This is a genomic window from Allokutzneria albata (assembly GCF_900103775.1).
In the GTDB taxonomy this organism is placed as follows: Bacteria; Actinomycetota; Actinomycetes; order Mycobacteriales; family Pseudonocardiaceae; genus Allokutzneria; species Allokutzneria albata.
Window position 1 is genome coordinate 879,067 of record NZ_LT629701.1, and the last position, 24,766, is coordinate 903,832.

18 protein-coding genes and 1 pseudogene are annotated in these 24,766 nt (G+C 70.0%); 10 read left to right on the forward strand and 9 right to left on the reverse strand.

What is annotated here, in order from left to right; translation table 11 throughout:
• Positions 1 to 76 precede the first annotated feature (76 nt).
• The gene (locus BLT28_RS03845) at positions 77 to 2,803 is read left to right on the forward strand and encodes a family 78 glycoside hydrolase catalytic domain (RefSeq protein WP_030430200.1); all 2,727 of its coding nucleotides are present in this window, start codon (positions 77 to 79) and stop codon (positions 2,801 to 2,803) included.
• Here the strand turns inward: BLT28_RS03845 and BLT28_RS03850 are convergent.
• Both BLT28_RS03850 and BLT28_RS03855 read right to left on the reverse strand, forming a co-directional pair.
• On the reverse strand, positions 2,770 to 3,351 hold the full coding sequence (locus BLT28_RS03850) for a YdeI/OmpD-associated family protein (protein ID WP_030430199.1): 582 nt from the start codon (positions 3,349 to 3,351) through the stop codon (positions 2,770 to 2,772). The two genes, BLT28_RS03845 and BLT28_RS03850, sit on opposite strands and share 34 nt — an antisense overlap.
• Positions 3,348 to 3,755: a VOC family protein gene (locus BLT28_RS03855; RefSeq protein WP_030430198.1), complete on the reverse strand. Its 408-nt coding sequence runs from the start codon at positions 3,753 to 3,755 to the stop codon at positions 3,348 to 3,350. The genes BLT28_RS03850 and BLT28_RS03855 overlap by 4 nt, the downstream gene beginning before the upstream one ends.
• Positions 3,756 to 3,814: 59 nt before the next feature.
• Here BLT28_RS03855 and BLT28_RS03860 point away from each other — a divergent pair, with 59 nt between their 5' ends.
• Positions 3,815 to 4,786 (forward strand): helix-turn-helix transcriptional regulator, encoded by a 972-nt coding sequence (locus tag BLT28_RS03860; RefSeq protein WP_052407439.1) that lies wholly within the window; start codon positions 3,815 to 3,817, stop codon positions 4,784 to 4,786.
• Here the strand turns inward: BLT28_RS03860 and BLT28_RS03865 are convergent.
• Entirely contained in the window at positions 4,735 to 5,682 is a 948-nt protein-coding gene (locus tag BLT28_RS03865) for a LysR family transcriptional regulator (protein ID WP_030430196.1), read from the reverse strand. The two genes, BLT28_RS03860 and BLT28_RS03865, sit on opposite strands and share 52 nt — an antisense overlap.
• Positions 5,683 to 5,787: 105 nt before the next feature.
• On the opposite strand from BLT28_RS03865, the gene BLT28_RS03870 reads away from it, so the two are divergent.
• On the forward strand, positions 5,788 to 6,237 hold the full coding sequence (locus tag BLT28_RS03870) for a DoxX family protein (protein WP_052407438.1): 450 nt from the start codon (positions 5,788 to 5,790) through the stop codon (positions 6,235 to 6,237).
• 4 nt (positions 6,238 to 6,241) lie between these two features.
• Positions 6,242 to 6,718, forward strand: a complete 477-nt coding sequence (locus BLT28_RS03875) for a GNAT family N-acetyltransferase (RefSeq protein ID WP_030430194.1) — start codon at positions 6,242 to 6,244, stop codon at positions 6,716 to 6,718.
• Positions 6,719 to 6,773: 55 nt separating this feature from the next.
• Here the strand turns inward: BLT28_RS03875 and BLT28_RS41655 are convergent, their stop codons facing one another.
• Together BLT28_RS41655 and BLT28_RS03885 are read right to left on the reverse strand one after the other, a co-directional pair.
• Positions 6,774 to 10,583: a hypothetical protein gene (locus BLT28_RS41655; protein WP_043811927.1), complete on the reverse strand. Its 3,810-nt coding sequence runs from the start codon at positions 10,581 to 10,583 to the stop codon at positions 6,774 to 6,776.
• Entirely contained in the window at positions 10,580 to 11,866 is a 1,287-nt protein-coding gene (locus tag BLT28_RS03885) for an MFS transporter (RefSeq protein ID WP_030430192.1), read from the reverse strand. Before BLT28_RS03885 ends, BLT28_RS41655 begins: the two co-directional genes overlap by 4 nt.
• Positions 11,867 to 12,132: 266 nt before the next feature.
• Here BLT28_RS03885 and rhaI point away from each other — a divergent pair, with 266 nt between their 5' ends.
• Genes rhaI through BLT28_RS03905 form a run of 4 tightly spaced genes read left to right on the forward strand, consistent with a single transcriptional unit; the run spans position 12,133 to position 18,139 of the window.
• The gene (gene rhaI, locus BLT28_RS03890) at positions 12,133 to 13,299 is read left to right on the forward strand and encodes an L-rhamnose isomerase (protein ID WP_030430191.1); all 1,167 of its coding nucleotides are present in this window, start codon (positions 12,133 to 12,135) and stop codon (positions 13,297 to 13,299) included.
• A complete protein-coding gene (locus BLT28_RS03895; RefSeq protein ID WP_052407437.1) occupies positions 13,296 to 15,356 on the forward strand; it encodes a bifunctional rhamnulose-1-phosphate aldolase/short-chain dehydrogenase in 2,061 nt (686 codons plus the stop codon). Before rhaI ends, BLT28_RS03895 begins: the two co-directional genes overlap by 4 nt.
• 12 nt (positions 15,357 to 15,368) lie before the next feature.
• Positions 15,369 to 16,802: an L-fucose/L-arabinose isomerase family protein gene (locus tag BLT28_RS03900; protein ID WP_030430189.1), complete on the forward strand. Its 1,434-nt coding sequence runs from the start codon at positions 15,369 to 15,371 to the stop codon at positions 16,800 to 16,802.
• On the forward strand, positions 16,799 to 18,139 hold the full coding sequence (locus tag BLT28_RS03905; protein WP_043811924.1) for a rhamnulokinase: 1,341 nt from the start codon (positions 16,799 to 16,801) through the stop codon (positions 18,137 to 18,139). Before BLT28_RS03900 ends, BLT28_RS03905 begins: the two co-directional genes overlap by 4 nt.
• A 242-nt stretch (positions 18,140 to 18,381) precedes the next feature.
• Here the strand turns inward: BLT28_RS03905 and BLT28_RS03910 are convergent, their stop codons facing one another.
• Positions 18,382 to 19,236, reverse strand: a complete 855-nt coding sequence (locus tag BLT28_RS03910; RefSeq protein ID WP_030430187.1) for an alpha/beta hydrolase — start codon at positions 19,234 to 19,236, stop codon at positions 18,382 to 18,384.
• A 322-nt stretch (positions 19,237 to 19,558) separates the two neighbouring features.
• Between BLT28_RS03910 and BLT28_RS03915 the strand changes: the two genes are divergently transcribed.
• The gene (locus tag BLT28_RS03915; RefSeq protein WP_030430186.1) at positions 19,559 to 20,155 is read left to right on the forward strand and encodes a TetR/AcrR family transcriptional regulator; all 597 of its coding nucleotides are present in this window, start codon (positions 19,559 to 19,561) and stop codon (positions 20,153 to 20,155) included.
• Positions 20,156 to 20,253: 98 nt separating this feature from the next.
• Positions 20,254 to 20,484 (forward strand): annotated as a pseudogene (locus BLT28_RS41660) (IS701 family transposase); the annotation flags it as partial.
• A gap of 58 nt (positions 20,485 to 20,542) precedes the next feature.
• On the opposite strand, the gene BLT28_RS03925 reads toward BLT28_RS41660, so the two are convergent.
• The 3 genes from BLT28_RS03925 to BLT28_RS03935 all read right to left on the reverse strand — a co-directional run bounded on the left by BLT28_RS03925 (position 20,543) and on the right by BLT28_RS03935 (position 24,535).
• Positions 20,543 to 21,067 carry a hypothetical protein gene (locus BLT28_RS03925; protein ID WP_030430184.1) on the reverse strand — a complete coding sequence of 175 codons (525 nt, stop codon included), beginning with the start codon at positions 21,065 to 21,067 and terminating at the stop codon, positions 20,543 to 20,545.
• A gap of 235 nt (positions 21,068 to 21,302) precedes the next feature.
• Entirely contained in the window at positions 21,303 to 21,953 is a 651-nt protein-coding gene (locus tag BLT28_RS03930; protein WP_052407436.1) for a phosphatase PAP2-related protein, read from the reverse strand.
• A gap of 38 nt (positions 21,954 to 21,991) precedes the next feature.
• Positions 21,992 to 24,535: a beta-ketoacyl synthase N-terminal-like domain-containing protein gene (locus tag BLT28_RS03935; RefSeq protein WP_030430182.1), complete on the reverse strand. Its 2,544-nt coding sequence runs from the start codon at positions 24,533 to 24,535 to the stop codon at positions 21,992 to 21,994.
• Positions 24,536 to 24,766 lie beyond the last annotated feature (231 nt).

The following is a 24,766-nucleotide window of genomic DNA, read 5'->3' on the forward strand; positions in this document are numbered from 1 at the left end:
TGTTTGACGGCCGCCCTGCGCCATCGTACCGTCACACCCGGCATTTGAAACGTTCCAAAGCGCTGGAGGCGAGTTCATGGCTGAGCCGAGTGCCGTCCGCATCGAGCACCTCCCGCGCCGGAAGCCGGTGGTCGTCGGCACCCCGGAACCGCGGCTGAGCTGGCAGGCGTCCGCGACGGAACTGGAACTCACCGATGCCTCCGGCCAGGTCCGGCGGCACCGGCTGGGCAGCGCCGACCAGGTGCTGGTCCCGTGGCCGTTCCCGCCGCTGCCCTCCCGGTTCCGGGGCAGCCTGCGGGTGCGCGCGAGCGACTCCGACTGGAGCGAGCCCACGACCTTCGAAACCCCGTTGCTGCACCCCGAAGACTGGTCAGCGCGCTTCATCACACCCTGCACGATCGGCCGGATCGGTGATCCCGCCCCCGTGTTCAGCGGCCGGATCTCCTTACCGGACAAGGTGGTTCGCGCACGCCTGCACATGACATCGCTCGGGGTGCACGTCGCGTCGATCAACGGCGACCGCGTCGGCGACATCCACCTGGACCCCGGCTGGACCTCCTACGAGCACCGCCTCCGCTACCGCACGCACGACGTGACGTCGTTGTTGCGGGCCGGGGACAACGACATCGACGTCCTGCTGGGCAACGGGTGGTACCGGGGACGGCTCGGCTGGCACGGCAAGCGCGCCCACTACGGCGACCGCCTCGCCCTCCTCGCTCAGCTCGAGGTCGCCTGCGAAGACGGCTCGGAGCACGTGTTCGGCACGGACACCACGTGGACGGCGCGGTCGAGCCACGTCCTCGCCGATGACCTCTACGACGGTCAGACCACGGACCTGCGCGGCGTCGAGTCCACAGAGGACAGTGTCGAAGTGCTCGACTTCGACTTCCGCCGTCTCGAAGCGCCGCTCGGCCCGCCGGTGCGCGCGGTGGCGACGGTTCCCGCCGTCTCGGTCACCACTTCGCCCTCGGGCAAGCTCCTCGCCGACTTCGGCGAGAACCTCGTTGGCTGGGTACGGCTCCGCGTCCACGCCGGGGCGACAGAAGTCACCGTTCGGCACGCCGAGGTCCTCGAACACGGCGAACTGGGCACCAGGCCGCTGCGCTCCGCCCAGGCGACCGACCGCTATCTCCTCACCGGGAACAGCGCGGCGGTGTGCGAGCCGTCGCTGACCTTCCACGGGTTCCGTTACGCGGAGGTCGACGGAGTGGGCTGGCTCGACCCCTCCGACCTCGAAGCCGTTGTGCTGTCGTCGGATCTGCCCGCGACCGGATGGTTCAGCTGCTCCGAGCCGGACCTGGAAACCCTGCACGAGAACGTCCGGCGGGCGATGCGCGGGAACTTCCTCGACGTGCCGACGGACTGCCCGCAGCGCGACGAACGGTTGGGCTGGACGGGGGACATCCAGGTCTTCGGCCCGGCCGCGTCCTTCCTCGCCGACAGCGCCGGGTTCCTCACGTCCTGGCTGCGTGATCTCGCGGCTGACCAGTACAGGAACGGCTGTGTTCCGTTCGTCGTCCCCGACGTGCTCCGCGAGCCTGCGCCGAGCGCCGCCGCCTGGGGGGACGCCGCGACGATCGTGCCGTGGACGCTGTACCAGCGCTACGGCGACGTCCGCGTGCTCGCCGACCAGTTCGCGAGCATGCGCGCATGGGTCGACCGCCAGGCGGCGCTCGCCGGGCCGGACCACATCTGGTCGGGCGGCTTCCAGTTCGGCGACTGGCTCGACCCAGCCGCACCGCCGGACAACCCGTTCGCCGCGAGGACCGACCACGACATCGTCGCGACCGCGCACTTCGCGTACTCGGCGTCGATCGTCGCCAAGGCCGCCGAAGTCCTCGGCCGCCAAGACGAGGCGCGCAACTACGGCGATCTCGCGGCCGCGGTCCGGGAGGCGTTCGCGCGCGCCTACGTGACCCCCTCCGGCCGCATGGTCGGTGACGCGCCGACCGCGTACGCGATGGCGCTCGTGTGGGACCTGCTGCCGACCGCGGAGCAGCGCGCCGGAGCGGGGGCTCGGCTCGCGGACTTGGTGCGCGCCAACGGTTTTCGCATCGCAACGGGATTCGTAGGGACTCCGATCATCGCCGACGCGCTGTGCCTGGCCGGGCAGCCGCAGGTGGCGTACCGGCTGCTCCTGGAGCGCGGCTGCCCGTCGTGGTTGTACCCGGTGACGATGGGTGCGACGACGATCTGGGAGCGCTGGGACAGCATGCTCCCGGACGGCACGATCAACCCCGGCGAGATGACCTCCTTCAACCACTACGCGCTCGGCGCCGTCGCGGACTGGATGCACCGCACTGTCGCCGGCCTCGCCCCCGGAGCCCCGGGCTACCGCTCGCTGCTGGTGCGCCCGTTGCCCGGCGGCGGACTGACCCACGCCTCAGCCCGCCACGAGACCCCGTACGGCCTCGCTTCCGTTGCTTGGCAACGCCAGGACGGCACGCTCTCCTTGGAGGTCGAGGTGCCCGGCGGCAGCTCGGCGATCGTGCACGTGCCGGGCGCGAACGATCCGGAGCTCGTCGGGCCCGGCAAGCACTGGTGGGAGGTGCCCGATCCCGTTGCGGCACCGAAGATCCGGACGATCCGCGATGCCGTCGACGACCCCGGGCTGTGGGCGGCGCTCGTGGAGGTCGCCGCTGAGCTGAAGGTGGCCGCCGACGGTCCCGCGCTCGGCCGGGCGCTGTCCCGGGACTTCGACCGCCCGGTGGAGGAGCTGCCGACGATCCTGGTGTCCACGCTCGAACACACCAGCGGCCAGGAACTGCGTCACCGGCTGGAGGAGGTCCTCGCCCGGGGGTGATTGGCCCGGATGTTCCGCGCGGCGAGCGTCACCGCCTGCTCGATCCGGCGCTGCCTGGTCTCCGGCTTCCTCGCGCCCGCGATCCACTCCAGGATCAGCCGCTTCGAGGAGGGCGGGAACTTCGCGAAGTTCGCCGCCGCGGCCCCGTCGGCGTCCAGCGGATCACGGAGGTCGTCGGGGAGCACGCCGGAGTCCGGCACCAGCTGCCACGTCCCCTTGGCCTTGGCGAGGTCGACCAGGGCCTGACCGTGCTCGGTCATCAGGCCCTGGTCGATCATCCTGGTGGCGCGTTCCCGGTTCACCGCGCTCCACGTGCTGCGCGGGCTCCGCGGCGTGAAGCGGAGCCGGGAGCTGTTCTCGTCGTGGCCGCGGTGCAACCCGTCGATCCACCCGAAGCAGAGCGCCTGCTCGATCGCCTCGTGGTACCGCACGCTCGGGGTGCTGCTGTCCTTGTGGTGGATGATCAGCCAGATTTCCTTGCTGGAGCGGCAGTTCCGCTCCAGCCACGCGCGCCATTCGGCCGGGGTGCTCGCGGAGACGGTGTTCATGACCGCTCCAGCACGGAGAGGTAGTGCACGTTGTGCATGACGCCGAGGACGTTGCCGAACGGGTCGATGACCGACGCGGTCACGAAACCGGGGCCGTGCTCGGTCGGCTTCTGGTGCTCGGTGGCGCCCAGCGACAGCAAGCGCTGGAAGCTGCCCTCGACGTCGTCCACGCACCAGTACGTCATCGTGCCCACTGCGCCCCGCGCCGTTCCCGGCGGGGCGTAGCGGCGGTCCAGGACGCCCAGCTCGTGCTGGTAGTCGCCGATCCGGAACTCGACGTAGGCGGTGGCGCCCGCGAACTCGCGCTGGAAGTACGGCTGCGCGCCGAGCAGTTCGGCGTACCAGGCGACCGCGGCCGGGACGTCGTCGGCGAACAGGGTGACGGTGGTGAGTCCTCGCAACATGGAACCCATCCTTCGCCGTAAAGTGCTCATCAACTGAGCACTTTTCCCGGGGAGTTTCCATGCGAGCCGACCGCCTCGTCGCCGCCCTGCTGGTGATGCAGGCGCGGGGGCGCGTCACCGCCGCGGACCTGGCGGAGGAACTGGAGGTCTCCGTCGCCACCGCGCGCCGGGACCTGGAGGCGCTGTCCGCCGCGGGCATCCCCGTCTACCCGCAGCCCGGTCGCGGTGGCGGCTGGTCCCTCGTCGGTGGCGCCCGCACCGACCTCAGTGGACTGTCCGCTGCCGAGGCACAGGCGCTGTTCCTGCTCGTCGGCCCGGCCGCCGCGGTGTCCGGCGAGGCCAAGGCCGCGCTGCGCAAGCTCGTCCAAGCCCTCCCGCGAACCTTCCGCGCCGACGCCGAGGCGGCCGCGTCCGCGACGATGATCGACCCGACTCGCTGGGGCGAGCGCGATCGCCACCGCCCGGAACTGGTCGACCTGTTGCAGTCCGCCGTGGTCGGCAAGCGCAAGGTCCGCCTGACCTACCGCGACCGGGGTGAGCGGCTGATCGATCCGTGGGGCCTGGTCGACAAGGACGACATCTGGTACCTGATCGCCGGGACCGAGCGCGGCCAGCGCACTTTTCGCGTGGACCGCATCGTCGCCGCCGAGCCGACCGACGAGCCCGCCGAGCGCCCCGACGACTTCGCGCTGGCGCAGGCGTGGGAAACCGTTGTGGGCGAGGTGGAGGAGAAGCGGTCGCGCACCTGGGCGACCGTTCTCGTCGAGTCGCGGTTCGTGTGGGTGCTGCAAGACCACTTCGGCCGCCACTGCGAAACCGAGGCCGAGCTGCCCGGCGGCCGTTCCCGCGTCCGGCTCGCCGCCCCCACACCACGGGATCTCGCCCGCACCCTCGCGGGCTGGGGCTCCATGATCGAAGTGCTCGACCCGCCGTCCGTTCAGGTCGAGCTGGGCCGCATCGGCGCCGAACTCGCCTCGCTCTACGGCGACCGGCGCTCGGACGGCGGATCCAGCGCCGTGGGCGTGCGCTGAAGGATGTCGAAGTAGCCGCTGACGATGTTGGTGAACGCGGCGCGGCCGTACGCGGCGAGATCGCGGGTCAGCGGCGGATCGGGCTCGACCATGACGCCCGCGAGATCGGTGGGGATCGCGTTCGCCGGCAGCAGCGCGACACCGACCCCGGCCGCCGCGAGCCGTGCCGCCGCGTCCAGCTGCGCGGTCCGCAGGACGTACGTCGGGGCGAGGCCCGCCTTGCCGAGGTGTTCTTCCACGAACTCGCTCAGCCCGAACTCGCGGTCGAGGGTGATCCACGAGTGGTCGGCCAGCGCTGTCAGCGCCAGGCGGCCACGCGAGTGCGCGGCGGCGGCCGGCGCTCCCTTGCGATAGGGGCGAACCCGCTCGAGGACCGGATCGTGCTCGGCGATCACCAGGACGAACCGCTCCGTGCCGATGTCCACCAGCGGCCCCGGCCAGGACTTCGGCCGCGGCCCGATCGCGATGTCGCCCGAGCCCGCCAGCACCGCGTCTTCGAGGAGCTTCCGGTGCCGGAACTCGCGCAGCCGCACCGGGATGTCGGGGTGCTGGTGGTGCCACCGCGTCAACGAGGGCGGCAGCACACCCACCGCGACGGACAGCACCGTCGCGATCTCCAGCTCTCCCGCCGTCACGCTGAGAACGTCACGAACCGCCCGCCGGGCCTCCCGCTCCGCCCGCAACGCCACCGTCGCGTGCTCCGCGAACGCCCGCCCCGCCGGGTTGAGCCGAACCGACCCCGGGAGCCGTTCCAGCAGCTCGCCCCCCATGGACCGCTCCAGCGCGCGGACCTGCTGGCTCAGCGCGGGCTGGGAGACCCGCAGCCGGTCGGCGGCCCGAGTGAAGGAAGCCTCCTCGGCCACCATCAGCAGGTACTCCATCTGACGCAGCGTCATGCAATAAGCCTAGGTTATGAAGATCAGTGCTCGCGAGTCTTGGACGTTAATGCCGCAGGTGGCCATCCTGGGTTTCCCCAACACCGTGAAACGAGGAGCGCCGCCGTGTCACCGAAGCTCACATCCCTTGTCTTGTCCTTGTCCCGTGCCGTCGTCGGCCTGCTGTTCGCCTGCCACGGCGCCGCTTCGCTGTTCGGCGTCCTCGGCGGTGCCGCGAGCAAGGGCGGAGCGGTCGCGTTCGGCGCGTGGCCCGGCTGGTGGGCCGCCCTGATCCAGTTCGGCGGCGGCCTGCTCGTGCTCGTCGGCCTCGCCACCCGTCCCGTCGCGTTGCTGTGCTCGGGCTCGATGGCTTTCGCGTACTTCACCGTCCACCAGCCCGTCGCACTGTGGCCGCTGGAGAACGGCGGCGTCTCCTCCGCGCTGTACTGCTGGTTCTTCCTGCTCATCGCCGCCATCGGCCCCGGCCGGTACGCGGTGGACACCTGGCTGCCCCGCCGCACCACCACGAGGGTGGCTGAAGTGGGCGCGTGCGTTGGTGGTTCTACGCCAGGATGAAGCCATGAACGACATCGCTTGCCGCCCCTGCCAGGCGAACGAGTTGGCCGCTGTCGCCGAGCTGCGCTGGCGTTGGGTGCAAGAGATCCACGGAACGCCCGGCACTGCGCTGGACGAGTTCGTTCCCCGGTTCGTGGCATGGGCCCGGGAGAGCGAGTCCTCTCACCGGTGCATGGTGCTGGTCCGCGGTGATGTGGTCATGGGTATGGCGTGGTTGGCGATCACGCCGCGCGTGCCGCATCCGCGTGCGTTCGAGCGGGCGTCGGGTGACGTGCAGTGCGTGTACGTCTCGCCGGATGAGCGTGACCGCGGCCTGGGTGGCCGGCTGATCGAGGCGGTGTTGTCGTGGGCGCGCGATCTGGGCCTTGAGCGGGTGACCGTGCACTCCAGCGACCGGGCGGTTCCGGCTTACGCCCGTTACGGGTTCGAAGCCTCGCCGCGGCTGCTCCAGTTCGAGGTCGGGCAGGACGGCGCGGAGTGAGCCCAGCGCGAGCCGATGTCCTGGACAAGCCGCTCGCTCGACAAGGAAGCCCCGACTACCCGACCGACAACAATCGCACAGGCCCGAAAAGCCCACTCCGAACCTGCCCCGCGTAGACCCCCGAAGTAGGCGAAGCGTCATCCAAATACCCCGCCAAAGTCCCCCGAACGACTACCTCGACGACATTCTCCCCCTCCACCAGCAATTCGCTCACATCCACCCGCCACGGCCCCCACACCAGTTCCCCGGCGGGTGACCCGTTCACCTCGACCGACACCGCCCCGCGCACCGAGCCCAGGTCGAGCACCCGGCGCCCACTGGCGGAAGCGGTGAACGTGGTTCGGTACCGGACCTCTCCGCCGAGGTTGCGCAGGCCGAGCGTTGCCCAGTCGCCCAACGGGAACTCCGCCTCCACCACGGAAACCTCAAGAGGCCCGTCCAGCAGGGCGCCACCACGGCGACCGTCGACGGCGGAGACGAACAGGGTCACGGACGCGCCCGCGCGGGCGGGGGAGGGCAACCGCAGCACGCCGTCCTCGACCTTGATCTCCTGTGAGTCGAACACCGCGTACATGTCCAAAGTGGACGGGATGCGGACGGAGACGGTGCCGGGCGGGACGGTGAAACGCAGCTTCTCGGTGCGAGGAGGGCCGGGCGCGATGTCGGGAATCACGGGCACGACAACGCCCGACGAGGACACGGCGGGGTCGAGCCAGGAAGCGCCGGGAAGCGGGTGCGGTCGGGGGTAGGCGCACACGAAGCGCGGGTCGCGGCGGTGGTCGCGTCGCTGCACCGCGGAGGTCCAGCCGGGGCCGCTGCGAATCCCGAGCGATGCCGAGTCGAGGGTGGCGGCGGTGCCGTGGGTGCTCTGGTGTGTCACGCGGAGCACGACGGTGTTCGAGCCGACCCGCAGGTGCGCCGCCAAGTCATACGTGTGCAGGCGAATCTCGCGGTGCTCGGGATACGGGTTGAAGTCGCCCTGCCTGCCGACCTCGACACCGTTGATCAGCACGCTGCACGCGCCGTCCGAACCGACCAGGACGGAACCCGAGGCGGGGACAGCCTCCAACTGGAACGACAGTGACATGTCATGCGTGGCACCGATGACCACGGGGCTGTCGGGGCGAATCCACTCCGGACGGAGATACGCGGCGACATCGGTGACCACGGCGAAGGAAGCACGCAGCGGACCTGATTGCGTCGCGGTCAGTTCGATGATGAGTTCACCGCCGGACGCGAGCGGGCTCACGGTCTGGTGGCCTTCTCCGGACACGGGCAGTTCGACGCCGTTGAGCAGCACGCGGCGCGGGGCGGTAGCGCCGACCACCAAGTGCGCCGCTTCGGCGAGGGCGACGTGCGTGCGGACGGCGACCGTTTGACCCGCGCGAACATTGCGCCAGTCAAGGAACTCCTCGGGCACCTGTCCCTTGGGACCCAGGGTGTCCGAGTGCAGTGGGTCCTTGCGGATTCCGCGTGCGAGCGACCATTCGACCGGGCGCCAGACACCGTCGCCGTCGTGCACCGAGGCGAAGGGGCCGTAGGAGGCGACAACGGGCTCCCACGAATCCTCAACGCCGTGCGACAGCTGCCAGATCTCGATGGGCAGTACTCCGGTGCGGGACGGGGCCGCCAGGTCACCGCGTGAGTTGTCCAAAGTGGACTTGGCGAGCCCGGTCCACGGACCGGTGATCTCGACAGCGGACTCGACCGCGCCGAAGGGAACAGCGGTGGCCGGGGGAAGCGAAGGGGAAAGGACCACCAAAGCGACGGAGCCGTCATCGAACGGGACTTCGAAACTGCCGTCCGGACCGATAGCCAGCTCGGTTCGCGTGCCGCGCCCGGGAGCCCAGCTCTGCGCGCGCACACCGGAGACGCCCGAAATCTGGACGTGCGCCACGCGGTCGCCCGGCGCGCGGAAGGAGTAACCGCGCGTGCGGAGCTGCTCGTTGTACCCCTGCCAGTCGAACTCGACGCCGTTCGACCACCAGTAGCCCTCGCCGAGATCGAGCATGGGTGCCGCAGTCCCGCTGACGTCGTCATGCGCGGTCAGCGCGAGCACGTAGGCATCGCCGACCCGGCGCAACAAGTACGGCGCATCCGCCGAAACGCGAACAGGTCCACTGTGGATGGCAGCAGGCACGTCATCCACGGAATCGACGAGCGTGACCGGGAACTCGTCCACCACTCCGTCGAGGAACAACTCCGGGACGCGCCCGACGCACACCACACGCCCGCCCTCGGCGATGAAGTCCAGCAGGCGGTGAGCGGCGGCGGCGTGCAGCGTGTGCACGGCGGGCAGGACCACCGTGCGGAACTCCTCCTCGCCGACGCGGAGGCGTCCGCCGGGGAGGACGGAGGCGCTGGCGATCGTCGCCTCATCGAACACGTCGTGGTCGATACCGGCCTTCTCCAGCACTCCGCGCTTCTCCGCGAACCAGGTGCCGACACCGTTGAGCGCGAGGAAAGCCTCGTTCGCCTCGTGCGCCGCGGGGAGGGGACCGTCCAAGGTCAGATGTCCCTGAACCGTCGAGGTGGGGGAGAGCAGCACGACATCGCACACGTGCTGTCCGGCCGTGAGCACCGAGCACAGTCGGCTGACCGCGGTGGAGAACACGTGGTAGGACGGCCAATACGGCTGGCGCCAGCACGTCGACGGCGGCGCCCATTCCCACCAACCGCCCACAGTGGAGTAATAGACCGCGTGCGGGTCGTAGAGGTTGGCGCCCCGCCTGAGGAAGGGAGCGAGCCAGTCGTAGGTCTCCTGAAGGGTGCCACCCCAGCCCGAGGAGTGGAATGCTTCGATCCAGGTGCGACCGTGGCCGTTGGCGTGCGCCAGCGAGCTGTGCACCTTCGCGTCGCCCCAGTGATCGCTGCCGGGGGCGCCGTACCCGGAGTGCGTGTCGAGGTAGTCCCCGTACAGCCGCACACCACCGGCCGGATCGCCTTCGCGCGCCGGTGTCGCCTGGTCGAAGCCGCAGATCAGCCCACGCGAGCGGTACCACTCGTCGTGCTGGTCGAAGAACCCGCGCCGCGCAAGGGAAGCGCGGTGCGCGTGGTAGTCCCGTCGAACTCGAACGGCCTCCGGTGATGCGTCGTCCTCCCACAGGGCCCACAGCATCGGGATGATGTCGTAGCCGTACGCGTCCGCGAAGGTCGATGCGAAGTCGGAGCCCCACGTGGGCATCGCGGGCAGCTCGTCCTGGAAGAAGCCGCCGATGCTGCGGCCGAACCAGTGGCCCACACCGCGTTCGAGCGTGCCGTGCACGGTGTCCAGCAGCGCCGCGCAAGCCTTGGTGGAGAAGTAGTCGAAACCGCTTGCTCCACTGTGGACGAGAACCACCCGTGCCGGCCCACCGGCCCACTGGGCGGCACCTCCGGCGAGCGGGACGGCGGTCCGCTCGCCGGAGGGCAGGATCGCGTACGCCGCAAGGGCTTCGTGCCCCTCGGGTGGGGAGACCGCCAGTTCCGCCGAGGTCTCCGCAACGGTGTGGTAGAGCGCCTGGCCGGAGAACCCGGGGTTGGCCGAGATCAGCCTGCCCTGGAAGTTCGCCCCGGAGAAGCCGATCTGGTCGTAGAGCCAGAGCGTGAAGCCCAGCTCCTCGGCGTCCGCGCACGCCCCGTCGAACAACTCGATCCACTCGGGCGTGAGGAAGGCCGGATCGTCGGCCACCGAGCCGAACATCGGTCCGGTCGGGGCCAGGCAGAGCACCACGGCCTGCCTGACCCCGCCCGCGACCAGCTTCTCCATCTGCTCGCGCAGCCGTTCCCTGGTCACCTTCGCCCCGCTCCACCACCAGATCGGTAGCGGTCCGTACTCCGGAGCCGGATCGGTGAACCGGGCCAGCAACTCAGGGATTCCGCTCATGCCGCGACGCCACGCTCCCGCTCGATGTCCTCAAGGGACTTTCCGACAGTGTCCGGCATGAAGAAGAAGCCGACGACGCCGCTGACCAACAGGAAGGCCGAGAGCAGCGCGGCGACCGGGCCGATGGAGGCCGAGGCCAGCATCGGCACGAAGAAGCTCCAGATGCCCAGCAGCACCCTGGCGACGCCGAAGGTGAAGCCCTGCGCGGTGCCGCGCAGCATGGTCGGGAACAGCTCCTGGCTGAACACCTTGTACGTCGGCTCGCCCGCGATCGCCGCGCCCGCGCCGAACAACACGATGTTCGCGATCACCGTGGGCACGGTGAACGGCAGCACCAGGAACAGCCCGTACGCCACGATCTGCATCAGCGAGCCGATCGCCCACATCGCGCGGCGCCGCTGGTAGCTCTGGTCGTTGAGGCGCATGAAGATGAAGACCGTCGCGAGGATGCCGATGACGAAGCCCGCGCAGCTGAGCGCGACACCGGCGGCCTGCGTGCCCGCGTCGAGAGTGGTCACGATGTACGGGGTGAAGATGCCCGCGGTGCCCGCGGCCAGACCCCAGAAGGTGTAGATGGTGCCGGTCCACACCAGGGCGCGCAGGTTCTGGCCGCTGAACAGCGCCTTGACCTGGGCGGCAGGAGAAGGCTTCGAGGTGGCCACCGCGGTCTTCCAGCGAGCCGACTCGGCGATGCCCTGGCGTAGCGCCCAGGTCACCACCGCGACGACGAACAGCGACAGGAAGACGATCCTGGTTCCGGTGATGCCCATGGGCGTCAGCACGAGCGCGAGCACCAGGACCACGACCGGGCCCAGGTTCCACGCCACCTGTGTCAGCCCGATCAGCCGTCCTCGGCCCTTCGCCGGTGCCAGCTCACCGACCAGCGCGAGCGAGGTGGGCACGTCCGCGCCGACCGCGACGCCGACGATGAAGGTGCCGATGAACAGCATGGGCGCGTTGAAGGACCCCGCGACGAGCAGGATGCCCAGCGCGTAGACCATCAGGTCCCACTTGTAGATCCGCTTGCGGCCGAGCTTGTCGCCGAGCCGCCCGCCGATGAACGCGCCGATCGCGCAGCCGATCGCGTTCGGCCCGATCGCCGCGAGGATGCCGACCCCGGTGCTGGTCAGCCCCAACTCCTGCTGGAAAAGGCTCATCCCCGCGCCGAGCGCGACGATCGAGCCCGCGTCCAGATAGGACGCCATCGCGGCGAGGACGGAGATCTTCCACTGCTGCCTGCTGATCGTGTGGTCGTCCTCGCGGACGTCCTGGGGTGCGGTCATGGCGACTCCTCGTCTTTCCAACGGCGACACTGCCGTGCGACCCCGCTCACAAAATGAAACGTATTAATCGGCACTGTAACTACGGCCACAACGGCACACAAGACACCCCTGACCGAGTTGTTACCTGCGCTCGCACGGGTGCGGCGGCCGAGTGCGGGTTCGGGGGGTTCGGAGTACCGGAGCCTTGACGTGGCGTGGGTTGACGCTCGGAGCGACGCGGCTTTACCGTGGTGAAACCTTTCAATGCGCCGTGGGGGAGGAGCGAGATGCCACCGCTCAACGAGGTACGCGCGGCACTGGCCGGGCAGCGGATCGAGACGCCGTCCTGGGCCTACGCCAACTCGGGCACCCGGTTCAAGGTCTTCCCGCAGCCGGGGGTGCCGCGCGACCCCTGGGAGAAGATCGCCGACGCCGCGATGGTGCACCGGCTGACCGGGGTCGCGCCGACCGTCGCGCTGCACATCCCGTGGGACAAGGTCGACGACTACGGCAAGCTCGCCGCCTACGCCGCCGAACAGGGCGTGGGGCTGGGCGCGATCAACTCCAACGTCTTCCAGGACGAGGACTACAAGCTGGGGTCGGTGACCAACCCGGACCCGCGGGTCCGCCGCAAGGCCGTCGACCACCTGCTGGAGTGCGTCGACATCATGGACGCCACCGGTTCGCGCGACCTCAAGCTGTGGTTCTCCGACGGGACCAACTACCCCGGCCAGGACTCCATCCGCGCGCGGCAGGACCGGCTCGCCGAAGCCCTGCGCGAGGTCTACGACCGGCTCGGCCCCGACCAGCGGATGCTGTTGGAGTACAAGCTCTTCGAGCCCGCCTTCTACACCACGGACGTCCCGGACTGGGGCACCTCGTACGCGCACTGCGTGGAGCTGGGCGAGAAGGCCACGGTCTGCATCGACACCGGCCACCACGCGCCGGGCACCAACATCGAGTTCATCGTGGCGTTCCTGTTGCGCGCGGGCAGGCTCGGCGCGTTCGACTTCAACTCGCGGTTCTACGCCGACGACGACCTGATGGTGGGCGCGGCCGACCCGTTCCAGCTGTTCCGGATCATGCACGAGATCGTCTCCGCCGACGCGCTGAAGCCCGAGGCGGGGATCGCGTTCATGCTGGACCAATGCCACAACATCGAGGCGAAGATCCCCGCGATCATCCGCTCGGTGCTCAACGTCCAGGAGGCGACGGCGAAGGCGCTGCTGGTCGACGCGGAAGCTCTTGCGGCCGCGCAGGACTCCGGTGACGTGCTCGCTGCGAACGCGGTGCTGATGGACGCCTACTCCACCGATGTCCGCCCGCTGCTGCGGGAGGTGCGCGAGGAGGCCGGGCTGGACCCGGACCCGGTTGCGGCCTACCGCGCTTCGGGTTACCAAGAACGAATCGAGGCCGACCGCGTGGGCGGTACACAGGCAGGTTGGGGAGCATGACCACCGAAGAACTGCTCGCAGGTTCGAGCGACGGCACTGTGGAGCTGCTGGAGCGCAGCAACCGGCTCGGGAGCGATCCGCGCTACACCAACTACGCGGGCGGGAACACCTCGGCGAAGGGCACCGCCACGGACCCGGTCACGGGTGGACCCGTGGACCTGTTGTGGGTCAAGGGTTCCGGTGGCGACCTCGGCACGCTGACCGAGGCCGGGCTGGCGACGTTGCGGCTGGACCGGCTGCGCGCGCTCGTCGACGTCTACCCGGGTGTGGACCGCGAGGACGAGATGGTCGCCGCGTTCGACTTCTGCCTGCACGGCAAGGGTGGCGCGGCTCCGTCGATCGACACCGCGATGCACGGGCTCGTCGACGCCGCGCACGTCGACCACCTGCACCCGGACGCCGGGATCGCGATCGCGTGCGCCGCCGACGGTGAGGCGTTGACGAAGGAGATCTTCGGCGACCGGGTGGTCTGGGTTCCGTGGCGCAGGCCCGGTTTCCAGCTGGGGCTGGACATCGCCGCGGTCAAGGAGGCCAACCCGCGCGCGATCGGCGTGATCCTCGGCGGGCACGGCATCACCGCGTGGGGCGAGACCTCCGCGGAGTGCGAAGCCCGCTCGCTGGAGATCATCCGCACCGCGCAGGAGTACATCGACACGCGTGGCTCAGCTGAGCCTTTCGGCCCGGTGAAGCCGGGATTCGAGCCGCTGCCGGTCGAGGAGCGGCGCGCGCGGGCCGCCGCGCTGGCCCCGGTGATCCGCGGGCTGGCGTCCACCGATCGCGCGCAGGTCGGGCACTTCACCGACTCCGGCGTGGTGCTGGACTTCCTCTCCCGGGAGAAGCTGGCTCCACTCGCCGCGCTCGGCACCTCCTGCCCGGACCACTTCCTCCGGACCAAGGTCGCGCCGCTCGTGCTCGACCTGCCCGCGGACGCGCCGCTCGACGACGCGATCGCGAGGCTGCGTGAGCTGCACGAGGCTTACCGCGAGGAGTACCGCGCCTACTACGAGCGGCACGCGACGCCGGACTCGCCCGCCATGCGCGGCGCAGACCCCGCGATCGTGCTGGTGCCCGGTGTCGGCATGTTCTCCTTTGGGGCCAACAAGCAGACGGCTCGCGTGGCGGGTGAGTTCTACGTCAACGCGATCAACGTGATGCGCGGAGCGGAGGCGGTTTCGCGCTACGCGCCGATTCCGGAGTCGGAGAAGTTCCGGATCGAGTACTGGGCGCTGGAAGAGGCGAAGCTCGCGCGCATGCCCAAGCCGAAGCCACTCGCCGCGCGCGTCGCGTTCGTGACCGGTGGCGGCTCCGGCATCGGTCGTGCGATCGCGCAGCGGCTGGCCGCTGAAGGCGCGTGCGTCGTCGTCGCTGACCGCGATGCTTCGTCGGCCGCGGAGGTCGCCGCGTCGCTGGGCACGACCGACGTCGCCGTGCCGGTCACCGTGGACGTCACGTCGAGCGAAGCCGTCGCGGCGGCTGTGGACGCGGCCGTGCTGGCGTTCGGCGGAGTGGACCTGGTGGTGAACAACGCCGGGCTGTCGATCTCCAAGCCGTTGCTGGAGACCACCGATGCCGACTGGGACGTCCAGCACGGTGTCATGGCGCGCGGCTCGTTCCTCGTCGCCCGCGCGGCCGCGAAGGCGATGATCGCGCAGGGCATGGGTGGCGACATCGTCTACATCGCCTCGAAGAACGGGGTCTTCGCCGGGCCGAACAACCTCGCGTACGGGGCCGCCAAGGCCGACCAGGCGCACCAGGTCCGGCTCCTCGCGGCCGAACTGGGCGAGCACGGCATCAAGGTCAACGGCGTGAACCCGGACGGCGTCGTGCGCGGCTCGGGGATCTTCGCGGGCGGCTGGGGCGCTCAGCGCGCGGCGGTGTACGGCGTCGCCGAGGAGGACCTTGGCGCCTTCTACGCCAAGCGGACCCTGCTCAAGCGCGAGGTGCTGCCGGAGCACGTCGCCGCCGCCGTCTTCGTGCTCACCGCCGGAGAGCTGTCGCACACCACCGGACTGCACATTCCCGTTGACGCGGGCGTTGCCGCCGCGTTCCTACGCTGAGGAGCTTCCACGATGACCGCCCTCGCTCGTGTTCCCGCCAGGCCGACCTTGGTCGGCCTGGTCGCCGGCGGACTCGGCGCGTACTGGCCGCAGTTCCCGAGCCTGTTGCCGCAGCTGAAGAAGTCGGCCGCGCGAGTGTCCGAGCGGCTGAGCGGGATCGGTGACATCGAGGTGGTGGACGTCGGCTTCATCTCCGACGCCCAGGAGGGCGCGGCCGCAGCGGAGAAGCTGCGCGTCGCGGGCTGCGACCTGATCATCGGCTTCCTCACCACGTACATGACCGCGTCGATGCTCGTTCCGGTGGCGCAGCGCAGCGGTGCGCCGGTGCTGCTGATCAACCTGCAGCCCACGGAGAAGATGGACCACGCGTCCTTCGACACCGGCGCGTGGCTGGCGTACTGCGGCGCGTGCCCGTTGCCGGAGATGGCCAACGCCTTCCGCCGCGCCGGGGTGGAGTTCCGCAGCGTGTCCGGCTACGTCGAGGACGAGCGCGCGTGGACGCGGATCGCCCGGTGGGTGCGGGCGGCCGGGGTGCGCGGAGCGCTGCGGCACGGCAGGCACGGGCTGATGGGGCACCTCTACCCGGGCATGCTGGACGTGTCCACCGACCTGACCTCGGTGTCGGCGCAGCTCGGCGGGCACGTGGAGGTGCTGGAGATCGACGACCTGCGCGTCCGGGTCTCCGCGGTGACCGACGCCGAGGTGGCTGCCCGGATGGAGCTGGCGCGCTCGGTCTTCGAGCTGGACTCCTCGGTGGTGGACGAGGATTTCGCCTGGGGCGCCAAGGTTTCCGTCGGCCTGGACCGGCTGGTCGAGGATTTCGCGCTCGATTCGCTCGCGTACTACCACCGGGGTCTGGAAGGCGAGCAGCACGAGCGGCTGGGCGCGGGCATGATCCTCGGCGCCTCGCTGCTCACCGCGCGCGGGGTGCCCGCGGCCGGGGAGTACGAGCTGCGCAACTCCCTGGCGATGCTGATCATGGACCGGCTCGGCGCCGGTGGTTCGTTCACCGAGCTGCAGGCGTTGAACTTCGTGGACAACGTCGTGGAGATGGGTCACGACGGCCCGGCGCACCTCGCGATCAGCGCGCGGCGCCCGCTGCTGCGCGGCCTCGGCGTCTACCACGGCAAGCGCGGCTGGGGTGTGTCCGTGGAGTTCGACGTGCGCCAGGGGCCGGTGACGCTGCTCGGCCTCGGCCAGGAACGCGACGGCAGCTACGTGATGGTCGCCGCCGAGGGCACCGTTGTGCCGGGACCGCTGTTGGAGATCGGGAACACGACATCGCGGGTCGACTTCGGTTGTGATCCCGGCGAGTGGACCGATGCGTGGAGCGCGTCCGGCGTCGACCACCACTGGGCGCTGGGCGTCGGGCACCAGGCTGCGGAGCTGCGGTGCGTGGCCGAGCTGATCGGGTTGGAGTTCCGCGAAGTCCGGGTGAGCCCGTGAGGGTCGCCGCGGTCGACCTCGGCGCGTCCAGCGGCCGGGTGATGACCGGGGAACTGCGCGACTCCGAACTGGTTCTGACCGAGGTGCACCGGTTCCCCAATGGGCCGGTGCGCCTCGGCGAACGGCTTCACTGGGATATTTTGGCTCTATATCAAGGAATTCTGGAGGGCCTGCGCGCTGCCGGGCCCGTGGACAGCATCGGCATCGACTCGTGGGCGGTCGACTACGGGCTGCTCACTTCCGACGGCGCGCTCCTCGGCAATCCCGTGCACTACCGCGACTCGCGCACTGCCGGAGTCGCCGCGCGCTTCCCCGTGCCCGCTTCGGAGTTGTACTCGCGCACCGGCGTTCAGGTCCTGCCGTTCAACACGATCTACCAGCTTGCCGTGGAACCGTTGCTGTCATCGGCTTCGCAGCTGTTGATGGTCCCGGACCTGCTCGCGTACTGGCTCACGGGCGTCGGCGGAGCCGAGATCACCAATGCGTCCACGACGGGGCTCTTGGATGTGCGCCGTCGCGAGTGGGATCTTGATCTGATGCGCCGCGTCGGGCTCGATCCGTCGTTGTTCGGTGAGCTGCGCGAGCCTGGCACGCGGATCGGCGTGCTTGAGCCGCACATCGGGTTGGGCGCCGTTCCCGTTGTCGCGGTGGGTTCGCACGACACCGCCTCCGCTGTTGTCGGTGTGCCCGCGTCGTCGCCTCGGTTCGCCTACATGTCGTGCGGGACGTGGTCGCTGGTCGGGCTGTCGTTGCCCTCGCCGGTGCTCAGCGAAGCGAGTCGCGCGGCGAACTTCTCGAACGAGTTGGGTGTCGACGGCACAGTCCGGTATCTGCGCAATGTGATGGGCCTTTGGTTGTTGCAGGAGTGCTTGCGCTCTTGGGACCTTCCTCTGGAGCCTTTGTTGTCGGCTGCCGCTACGCCTTTCGGTTCCGTGGTGGACGCGGCGGAGTTCCTTGAGCCCGGGGATATGCCCGCGCGGATTGCCGCTGCTTGTGAGCGGACCGGGCAACCGGTTCCTGCCACGCCCGGTGAGACTGTGCGGTGCATTCTGGACAGCCTGGCCTTGGCCCATCGGCGGGCACTGCGAGAGGCCATGGAGCTGGCTGGGCGGGATGTGGACGTCGTGCACATCGTGGGGGGTGGGGCGCGGAACGCCCTGCTGTGCCAGTTGACTGCGGACGCGTGCGAGCGGCCGGTGGTGGCAGGGCCGGTCGAGGGGGCTGCGGTGGGGAACGCGTTGGTGCAGTTGGGGGTTCGTGGGGTGCGGTGTGGGGAGACTGTGCGGTACGAGCCTCGGGGCGGGGAGTGGGCGGCTTTGGAGTCTCGGCTCTTCTAGGCAGCTTGGGCTTCCCGGGTGCGCTGGTTCCAGCGTGGGGTATTTCCTCTGCCGATTCCGGCGCCTGCTCACCAAACTCGTCCTGCGTGTCGCCGACACCGCCGAACACATTTGGGCCTGGTCACGCTTCCGCCGACGCCGACAACACCAAGCCCGCCTCAGCCACTGCCGACGACGAGGCAACCCAATCACCTGAGCGCCGTTGCAGTAAATAGGCGGTCGCACAGCCGCGGCGTTCGCGCTTACCGGGCCCGGCAGGTCCTGAGGTAGCTGAGGAACGATGCCTGCAGGCCAGTCACGTGCGTTTCGCGCAGGACCGCGCTGGTGACGGCTCCGCCACGGGCGGTCAGGCGGTGCAGGACGGTGGCCGCGTTCTTCGTGAGGTTTTGGTAGACGGCCAGGTCTCCGAGCAGCTCTCGCTCGTTGACGGTCACGTGCAGCTTGGCGGCAGGCAGGCTGTCGCCCATTTCTTCGAGCCGCGCGAAAATCTGACTGTCTTCACTGGCGACGCCGGGGCTGCCCGCTCCGATGCTCTCGAAGAGCGTGCTGCCGGTGAGCCAGGTGTAGAGGCTGAAAAGGCCGCCGTAGGAGTAACCGAAAAGGCCGTGACCGCTCGTGGCTGTGCCGTAGTGGCGTTCGATCCGCGGGTGCAGTTCCGCGGTGAGGAAGCTCAGGAACGCATCGGCGTGGGTGTCGCGCAGTTCGGCGAGGTAGGCGTCGGCTTCCTCGCGTGTCCTCGCGCCCGCTTGAACTCCCATCTCCACGGCATCGATCAGCTCCTTGGCGATGGGCTCGCCGGGCGGCACGAGGTCTCTGTTGCGCAGCCGATCCCAGTGCTGTGCTTCCTCGCCCGCGTAGCCGACGCTGACCTGGATGTAGGGCTGGATCCGCTGCATGGGATCCGCCTGGGTGACGATGAGCGGAGCAGTCATGCCCACGGCCCAGTTGCCGTCGAGCACGTACACGGCAGGCGCTTGCGTCGTGGCGGGGTCGTAGCCCGGTGGCGTGGTGACCCAGACGCCGTAGTCGCGCCCACCGCTGGAGCGCATCTCGAAGTAGTCGGTGTCGGCGAGGCAGCCCTGCCACATGGTGCTCATCGAAGGTCCTTCACAGCTTGGCCGGCCTGGAGAACGAGGACGGCATTGGCGGGATCAGCGAACAGCAAACGAGAACTGCGGCTGGATCGGGCTCGACAAGCCCAAGTGGACGTGAGCGTCGATCAGGCCCGGGCGTCATCGTCGGCCTCGGGCATCGAGCGCTCGCCGTGTGCGCCGCAGGCACCGACCTCGGTGATACGCCTGTCTTCGATGCTCCCTCTGGACACCGTCCCACGAGTCGTTCCCTCCACTGGCGCTGACTGGGACCATGTGTGAGCAACACGCCGCCGCCAGCCTCTTTTCCAATGGATAAACTGTGGGAGTGAGCCTGTCAAGCACGGAACGCACCGGCGACGCACGCGAGCGCCTCCTGGCTCGGCTTCTCGACGCCTTCGACGAGACCCTTCCCGCACCGGAGGTGTCACTCCGTGAGATCGCCGCCCGGACCGGGACCAGCCACGCCCTCCTGCGATACCACTTCGGGTCGCTCCCGGGCGTCTTGGCAGCCATGCTCAAGGCGCAGCGATCCCGTGACAACGAGGCGCTTTTCGAGGCCGCCCGGCAAGGCACCTTCGACGACCTCGTCGTGGCGATCTGGCGGACCTACACCCGCCCGGAGCAGTTGTCGCGTGTCCGCGGCTTCTTCCACGTCGTAGGCCTGGCCGCGTACAGCCCAGAGAACTTTCGTGAGTTCATCGACTCACTCGACGACCTGACCAAGAGTCTGGCCTCGCTCGCGGAACGCGAAGGGCTCGACGCCAAGGACGCGCTGACCCTGGCCACTGTCACCATCGCCGCGATTCGTGGCCTGCTCCTCCAGGAGGTCCTGACTCCGGCAGTCCACTCGGAGGACGCGGTCGCCTTGATCCTGCGCATGAGCAAGGGCCAATCCGTTCCACGGCCACATCCGGGGCCTTGAGCAGGTAGTACTGCAACGGCGGCGTGTCGTGGGACAGCTGAGGGCTGTCGGCGGTGACGATCACCGCGTGGTGGATCTTGCAAGGTGAGTGGCGTCGTTTGGCAGGGCGGGAGCGGAAGAACGGCCGGACGCTGGCCGAGAATGCCGGGGCGGTCTCGCCGGACGGGATGCAGCGGTTGCTGCGCACCGCGGACTGGGACGTCGACGTGGCCCGGGACGACCTGTGCGGTGACATCCTGGACCAGGTCGGTGATGACGCGACCGGGGTGTTCATCCTCGACGAGACCAGGTTCATCAAGAACGGCGTCCGTTCGGGCCGGCCTCGACGGGTTGATCCCGTTGTCGGGCAACGAGATCCGCTCCTGATCGCCGAGTGCCGTTGCCGTACTAGGTCGTGTGCCACCACTTGGTGAAGACGGGGAAGCCGTTCCACTCCAACGGTATCGGGCGCTCGGCGTGCTCGGTCATGAGTGCTCGGACGCAGGAGGTGAACGCGGGGTCTGTCAGGTCGAAGGCGGCGGTGGGGACGGAGCTGCCAGGGGCGGGGAGAACGAGCACCTTGCCGGGCGGGATGCCGGGCACGGCGGGGAGGCTCATGTCGTGCAGGGCCTTGCGCTGGACGTCGTCGAGCGCGACGACCTCGACGATGCCGGGCCACGACCACAGGAACAGGCGGTTGACCTCGGTACCGGCGAGGATCAGGTGGAAGTCCCGCTGCGGGAACACGATGTCCTCGGTGAGCACCTTGGTGGCGCCGACCTTGGTGTCCTCGGGGACCGCGGCGACATCGATGATGTTCTGCCAGAACGGTGCGACGCACCGGGGCCGCGCGGTCTCGGAGGAGACCATGCCCAGCATGTGCAGCGGGGACGGCTCGCGCGAGTTCCACTCGTCGGACATCGCGGTGAGCACGGCGGTGGTGAGGGTGTCCTCCTCCCGGCCGGGTGCGAGGACGACTAGGGCGCGGCGGGAGTCGCCGTCCTCCTCCCACTCGATGTCCAGGCGCCCCTCGGTGCGGTCGGGGCTGATGACCGCCTCACGGATCTCGTAGTCGTGGGCGACGGCGAGGTCCCCGATCTTCTGCAGGAACTCGGTACCTGGTGCGCGTGGCCGTCGTGCATCCTCGCCCGCTGCCAGTACCGGTACGTCATCGGGGAACCCCCAGTGCGCAGGTGCAGCCGGGGCCGGAGTCGCAGCTGCGGGAGGCGACGGCCGTGCGCCACGCGAGCATGGCGGCGGGGACCGCAGCGAGGACGTCGAGGGTGTAGTGACAGTGCTGCACGAGCAGGGCGGGGATCATCGCGGTCACGGTCACCGCGCCCAGACGGCGCGACCACGGGCGGTCGGCGGCCAGGAACACCAGGGTGGCGGTGGCGGTGTGCCCGGAGAAGAACAGGTCGTGGTCGATGTACTGGCCGGGGCCGAGTATGAAGATCGGATCGCGCAGCGGGACGATCCCGTCCGGGGGTTCCAGGGGGATCAGGGCGATGGTGAGCATCCGGAACAGGACCATCAGCCAGTACGCGCGCAGCCCGGTGACCAGGCGCTCCCGCTGGTTGCGGAGGCTGAACAGGACCACGGCCAGCGAACCGTAGGTGAGCACGAAGATCGGCTCGGACAGGTCAGCGGCCGGCAGCAGCTGCAGCAGCGGGTCGGACAAACGGGTGCCGGGGCGGGCCTGGGCCCAGGTCAGGAACGCCGAACAGGCCGCGAGCACCACGGCCAGCATGGCCACCTCGACGGAAAGCCGCAGGGAGGTCAACGGGCGACAGCGCTCGAAGGTCTGGCTCGCGGTCACGGATCAGAAGACAATCATGCCGCCCGGGACTCGTCCAGTCAGGCGCCCGCGATGCCGAAGCGGTTCGCCAGGTAGGCGGACAGCGCGCCCGGTGAGCCGTTGGTCCACAGTGGATGATCGGGGACGAGCAGGCCGAGCCCGCGCTCGACCCGCAGCCGCACCTGGGCGGCGGTGGCCTCGTCGACGCCCAGCTCCAGCAGCGGGGTGCCGGAGTCGATCACGGTGCTCTCCGGGAGGCCGAGGACGACGCGCAGGTGGCGGATCAGGTCGCGCTCCACGTCGGCGCGGGTCAGCGGAGGGTGCTGGACGCCGCGCGGCGACTTTTGACGGCCGGACAGCTGGACGTCCTTGACCACGAGCAGCACGGTGCCCTCGCGGTCGGTCACGGTGACGGAGCCGGACAGCTCGGTCAGCTCGCAGCGGCAGTACGCGGCGCGGCGGAGATCACCGTGCACGCGCAGCAGCCCGGCCGACACGGGCAGCAACCCGGCCCCGAGCATGTGCAGGCACGCGTCGAGCAGCACCGGGTGCACGACGAACCGGGTCGAGACACCGCGCACGGCGCGAGGCACCCGCACGCGGGCGAAGCCGGGGCCGAGGAGGCCGACGATCGCGGTGAACGCCGGGCCGTGGTGGATGCCGTGACCGCGCGAGGTCGCGTACAGCTCGGCCGGGTCGATGGGCACCCCGTCGATCTCCACGGGCGGTTCCTGGCGGAACTCCACGTGATGGCGGACCGCGGCCGTGGCGAGGCGGGTCCACTCGCTGCCCGCGCGGCCGAAGATCTCGATCTTGGCCCGCTCCTCGTCGACCGGCGTGAGCTGGGTGGAGATGGTCGTGCGGTGCGCCAGCTCGGCGCGGTGGTGCAGCTCGACGCCGCGCACCTCGACCGCGTGCGGTGGGCACGCGAAGTGCTCGGAGGCCGAGGCGAGGACCATCTCGAAGTACGCCGCGCTGGTCAGGACCGGGACGTCGTCGATGCGGTGGTCGGCCAGCCACGGCAGCGCGGCCGTGCCGATCTCGGCCTGCCACACGCGGCGGCGGGTCGCGGGCACCTCGACGCGCGTGCCCAGCAGCGGATGCGGCTCCTCCGGTGCGGGCGGGGGCGGGAACACCGTGCGGTCCCACGCGGTCGGCGGCAGGTCGAGCAGTTCGCCGTGCGTGATCACCGTGTCGACTCCGGGCGACTTCGGCCCCGCGCGCAGCGCTGCGACCAGCTGGTCGATGTCGGAGGCGGTCACCACTGCCTGCACGGCACGGGGCCGGCGGCGGGCGAGGGTGTAGGCGACGTCCTGCAGGCAGCTGTCCGCGCCGTCGTCCTCCAGCCAGTCGGCCAGCCGCGTCGCGGTCTCGGCGAGCGCAAGCGCCGTGCTCGCGGACAGGGGCACCACGACCCGACTGGGCAATGGTTTGCGCGGCGCCGGTGTGCGCGGCGGGGCGGGTTCGAGGAGTACGTGCGCGTTGCCCCCGTGCTCGTCCATCGTGGACACGGCGGCCAGCCGGGCGGAGTCGGGCCAGTCGGTCGGCACGGTGGGGACGGACAGGCGGGTGTCCTCGGCGGACAGCGACGGGTGCCACGTGGTGAAGTGCGGCGTCGGCGGGATGATCCCGGCGCGCACCGCGAGCACCGCCTTGATCAGCCCGGCCATCCCGGACACGGGGCCGGTGTGCCCGAGGTTGGACTTCACCGCGCCGAGCGCGCAGCGGTAGACCTTGCTGAGCGCGGTGAACTCCGCGGTGTCCTCGGCGAGCACCCCGCTGCCGTGCGCCTCCACGAAACCGACGTCCTCCGCGCGCACCTCGGCTGCGGCGAGCGCGTGGCCGATCACGGTGGCCAGATCGCTGCGGCCGATGGCGGAGGAACGGATCACCGCGAGCACGCGGTCGTTGTCGTACAAGGCGTCCGTGAGCCGCTTGAGCACCACGACACCGCAGCCCTCGCTGCGCACGAAGCCGTCCGAGCGCGCCTCGAACGCCCGGCAGCGGCCCGAGCCGGACAGGACTCCCTTGTTGGACAAGGCGATCGACTCCGCCGGGTCCAGGATGAGCGTGGCCGCGCCGACCAGGGCGACGTCGCAGTCCCTCGCGCGCAGACCGGCGGCTGCCAGGTGCAGCGCGGCCAGCGCGGAGGAGTCCCCGGCGTCCACCGCGACGCTCGGGCCGGACAGGCCGAGCAGGTCCGCGATGCGTCCCGCGCCCGACGGCCCGCCGACGAACAGCCCGGCGTCGGTGGTGGGCAGCCCGGCGTGCTCCATGGCCTCCACCGCGACCTGGGCCAGCAGCCGGTCGCGCTGGTCGAAACCGGGGGTGGCGCCGAAGAACGCCGCGTCGAAGGCGTGCGGGTCGCGCAGGAACCCGCCCCACGAGGACGACATCCGGCCGGGCACCAGGGGCTCGGGATCGAACAGGGCGTCGACGTCCCAGCGGTCGGCCGGGATCTCGGTGACCGCGTCGTGGCCCTCGACCAGCAGCCGCCAGTACGCCGAGGGCGAGTCGGCCCCGCCCGGCAGGCGGCAGCCGATGCCGAGCACCGCGAGCGGTTCGGCGGGCGGGAGATCGGAGTGCGGTGCGGTGTGGTTCACCGATGCGGCTCCAGGGCTGGGACGGCGGCGGGTGGGCGAAAGTTACAGCACGGAAGTGGCCGGAAAAGAGATCACCTGCTGCGGAGACCAAAACCGGCCGGAGAACTGAAGTAGATTCACCCATTCGGGTGGCAATATTAGGCGTTATCCCGGGGAATGTGGACGTGAGCCCAGCTCAAGAAGGCGTTAAGAGATAGTTTTGTAAGTTTTTTCTTGCGGCCTGCCGGGGTG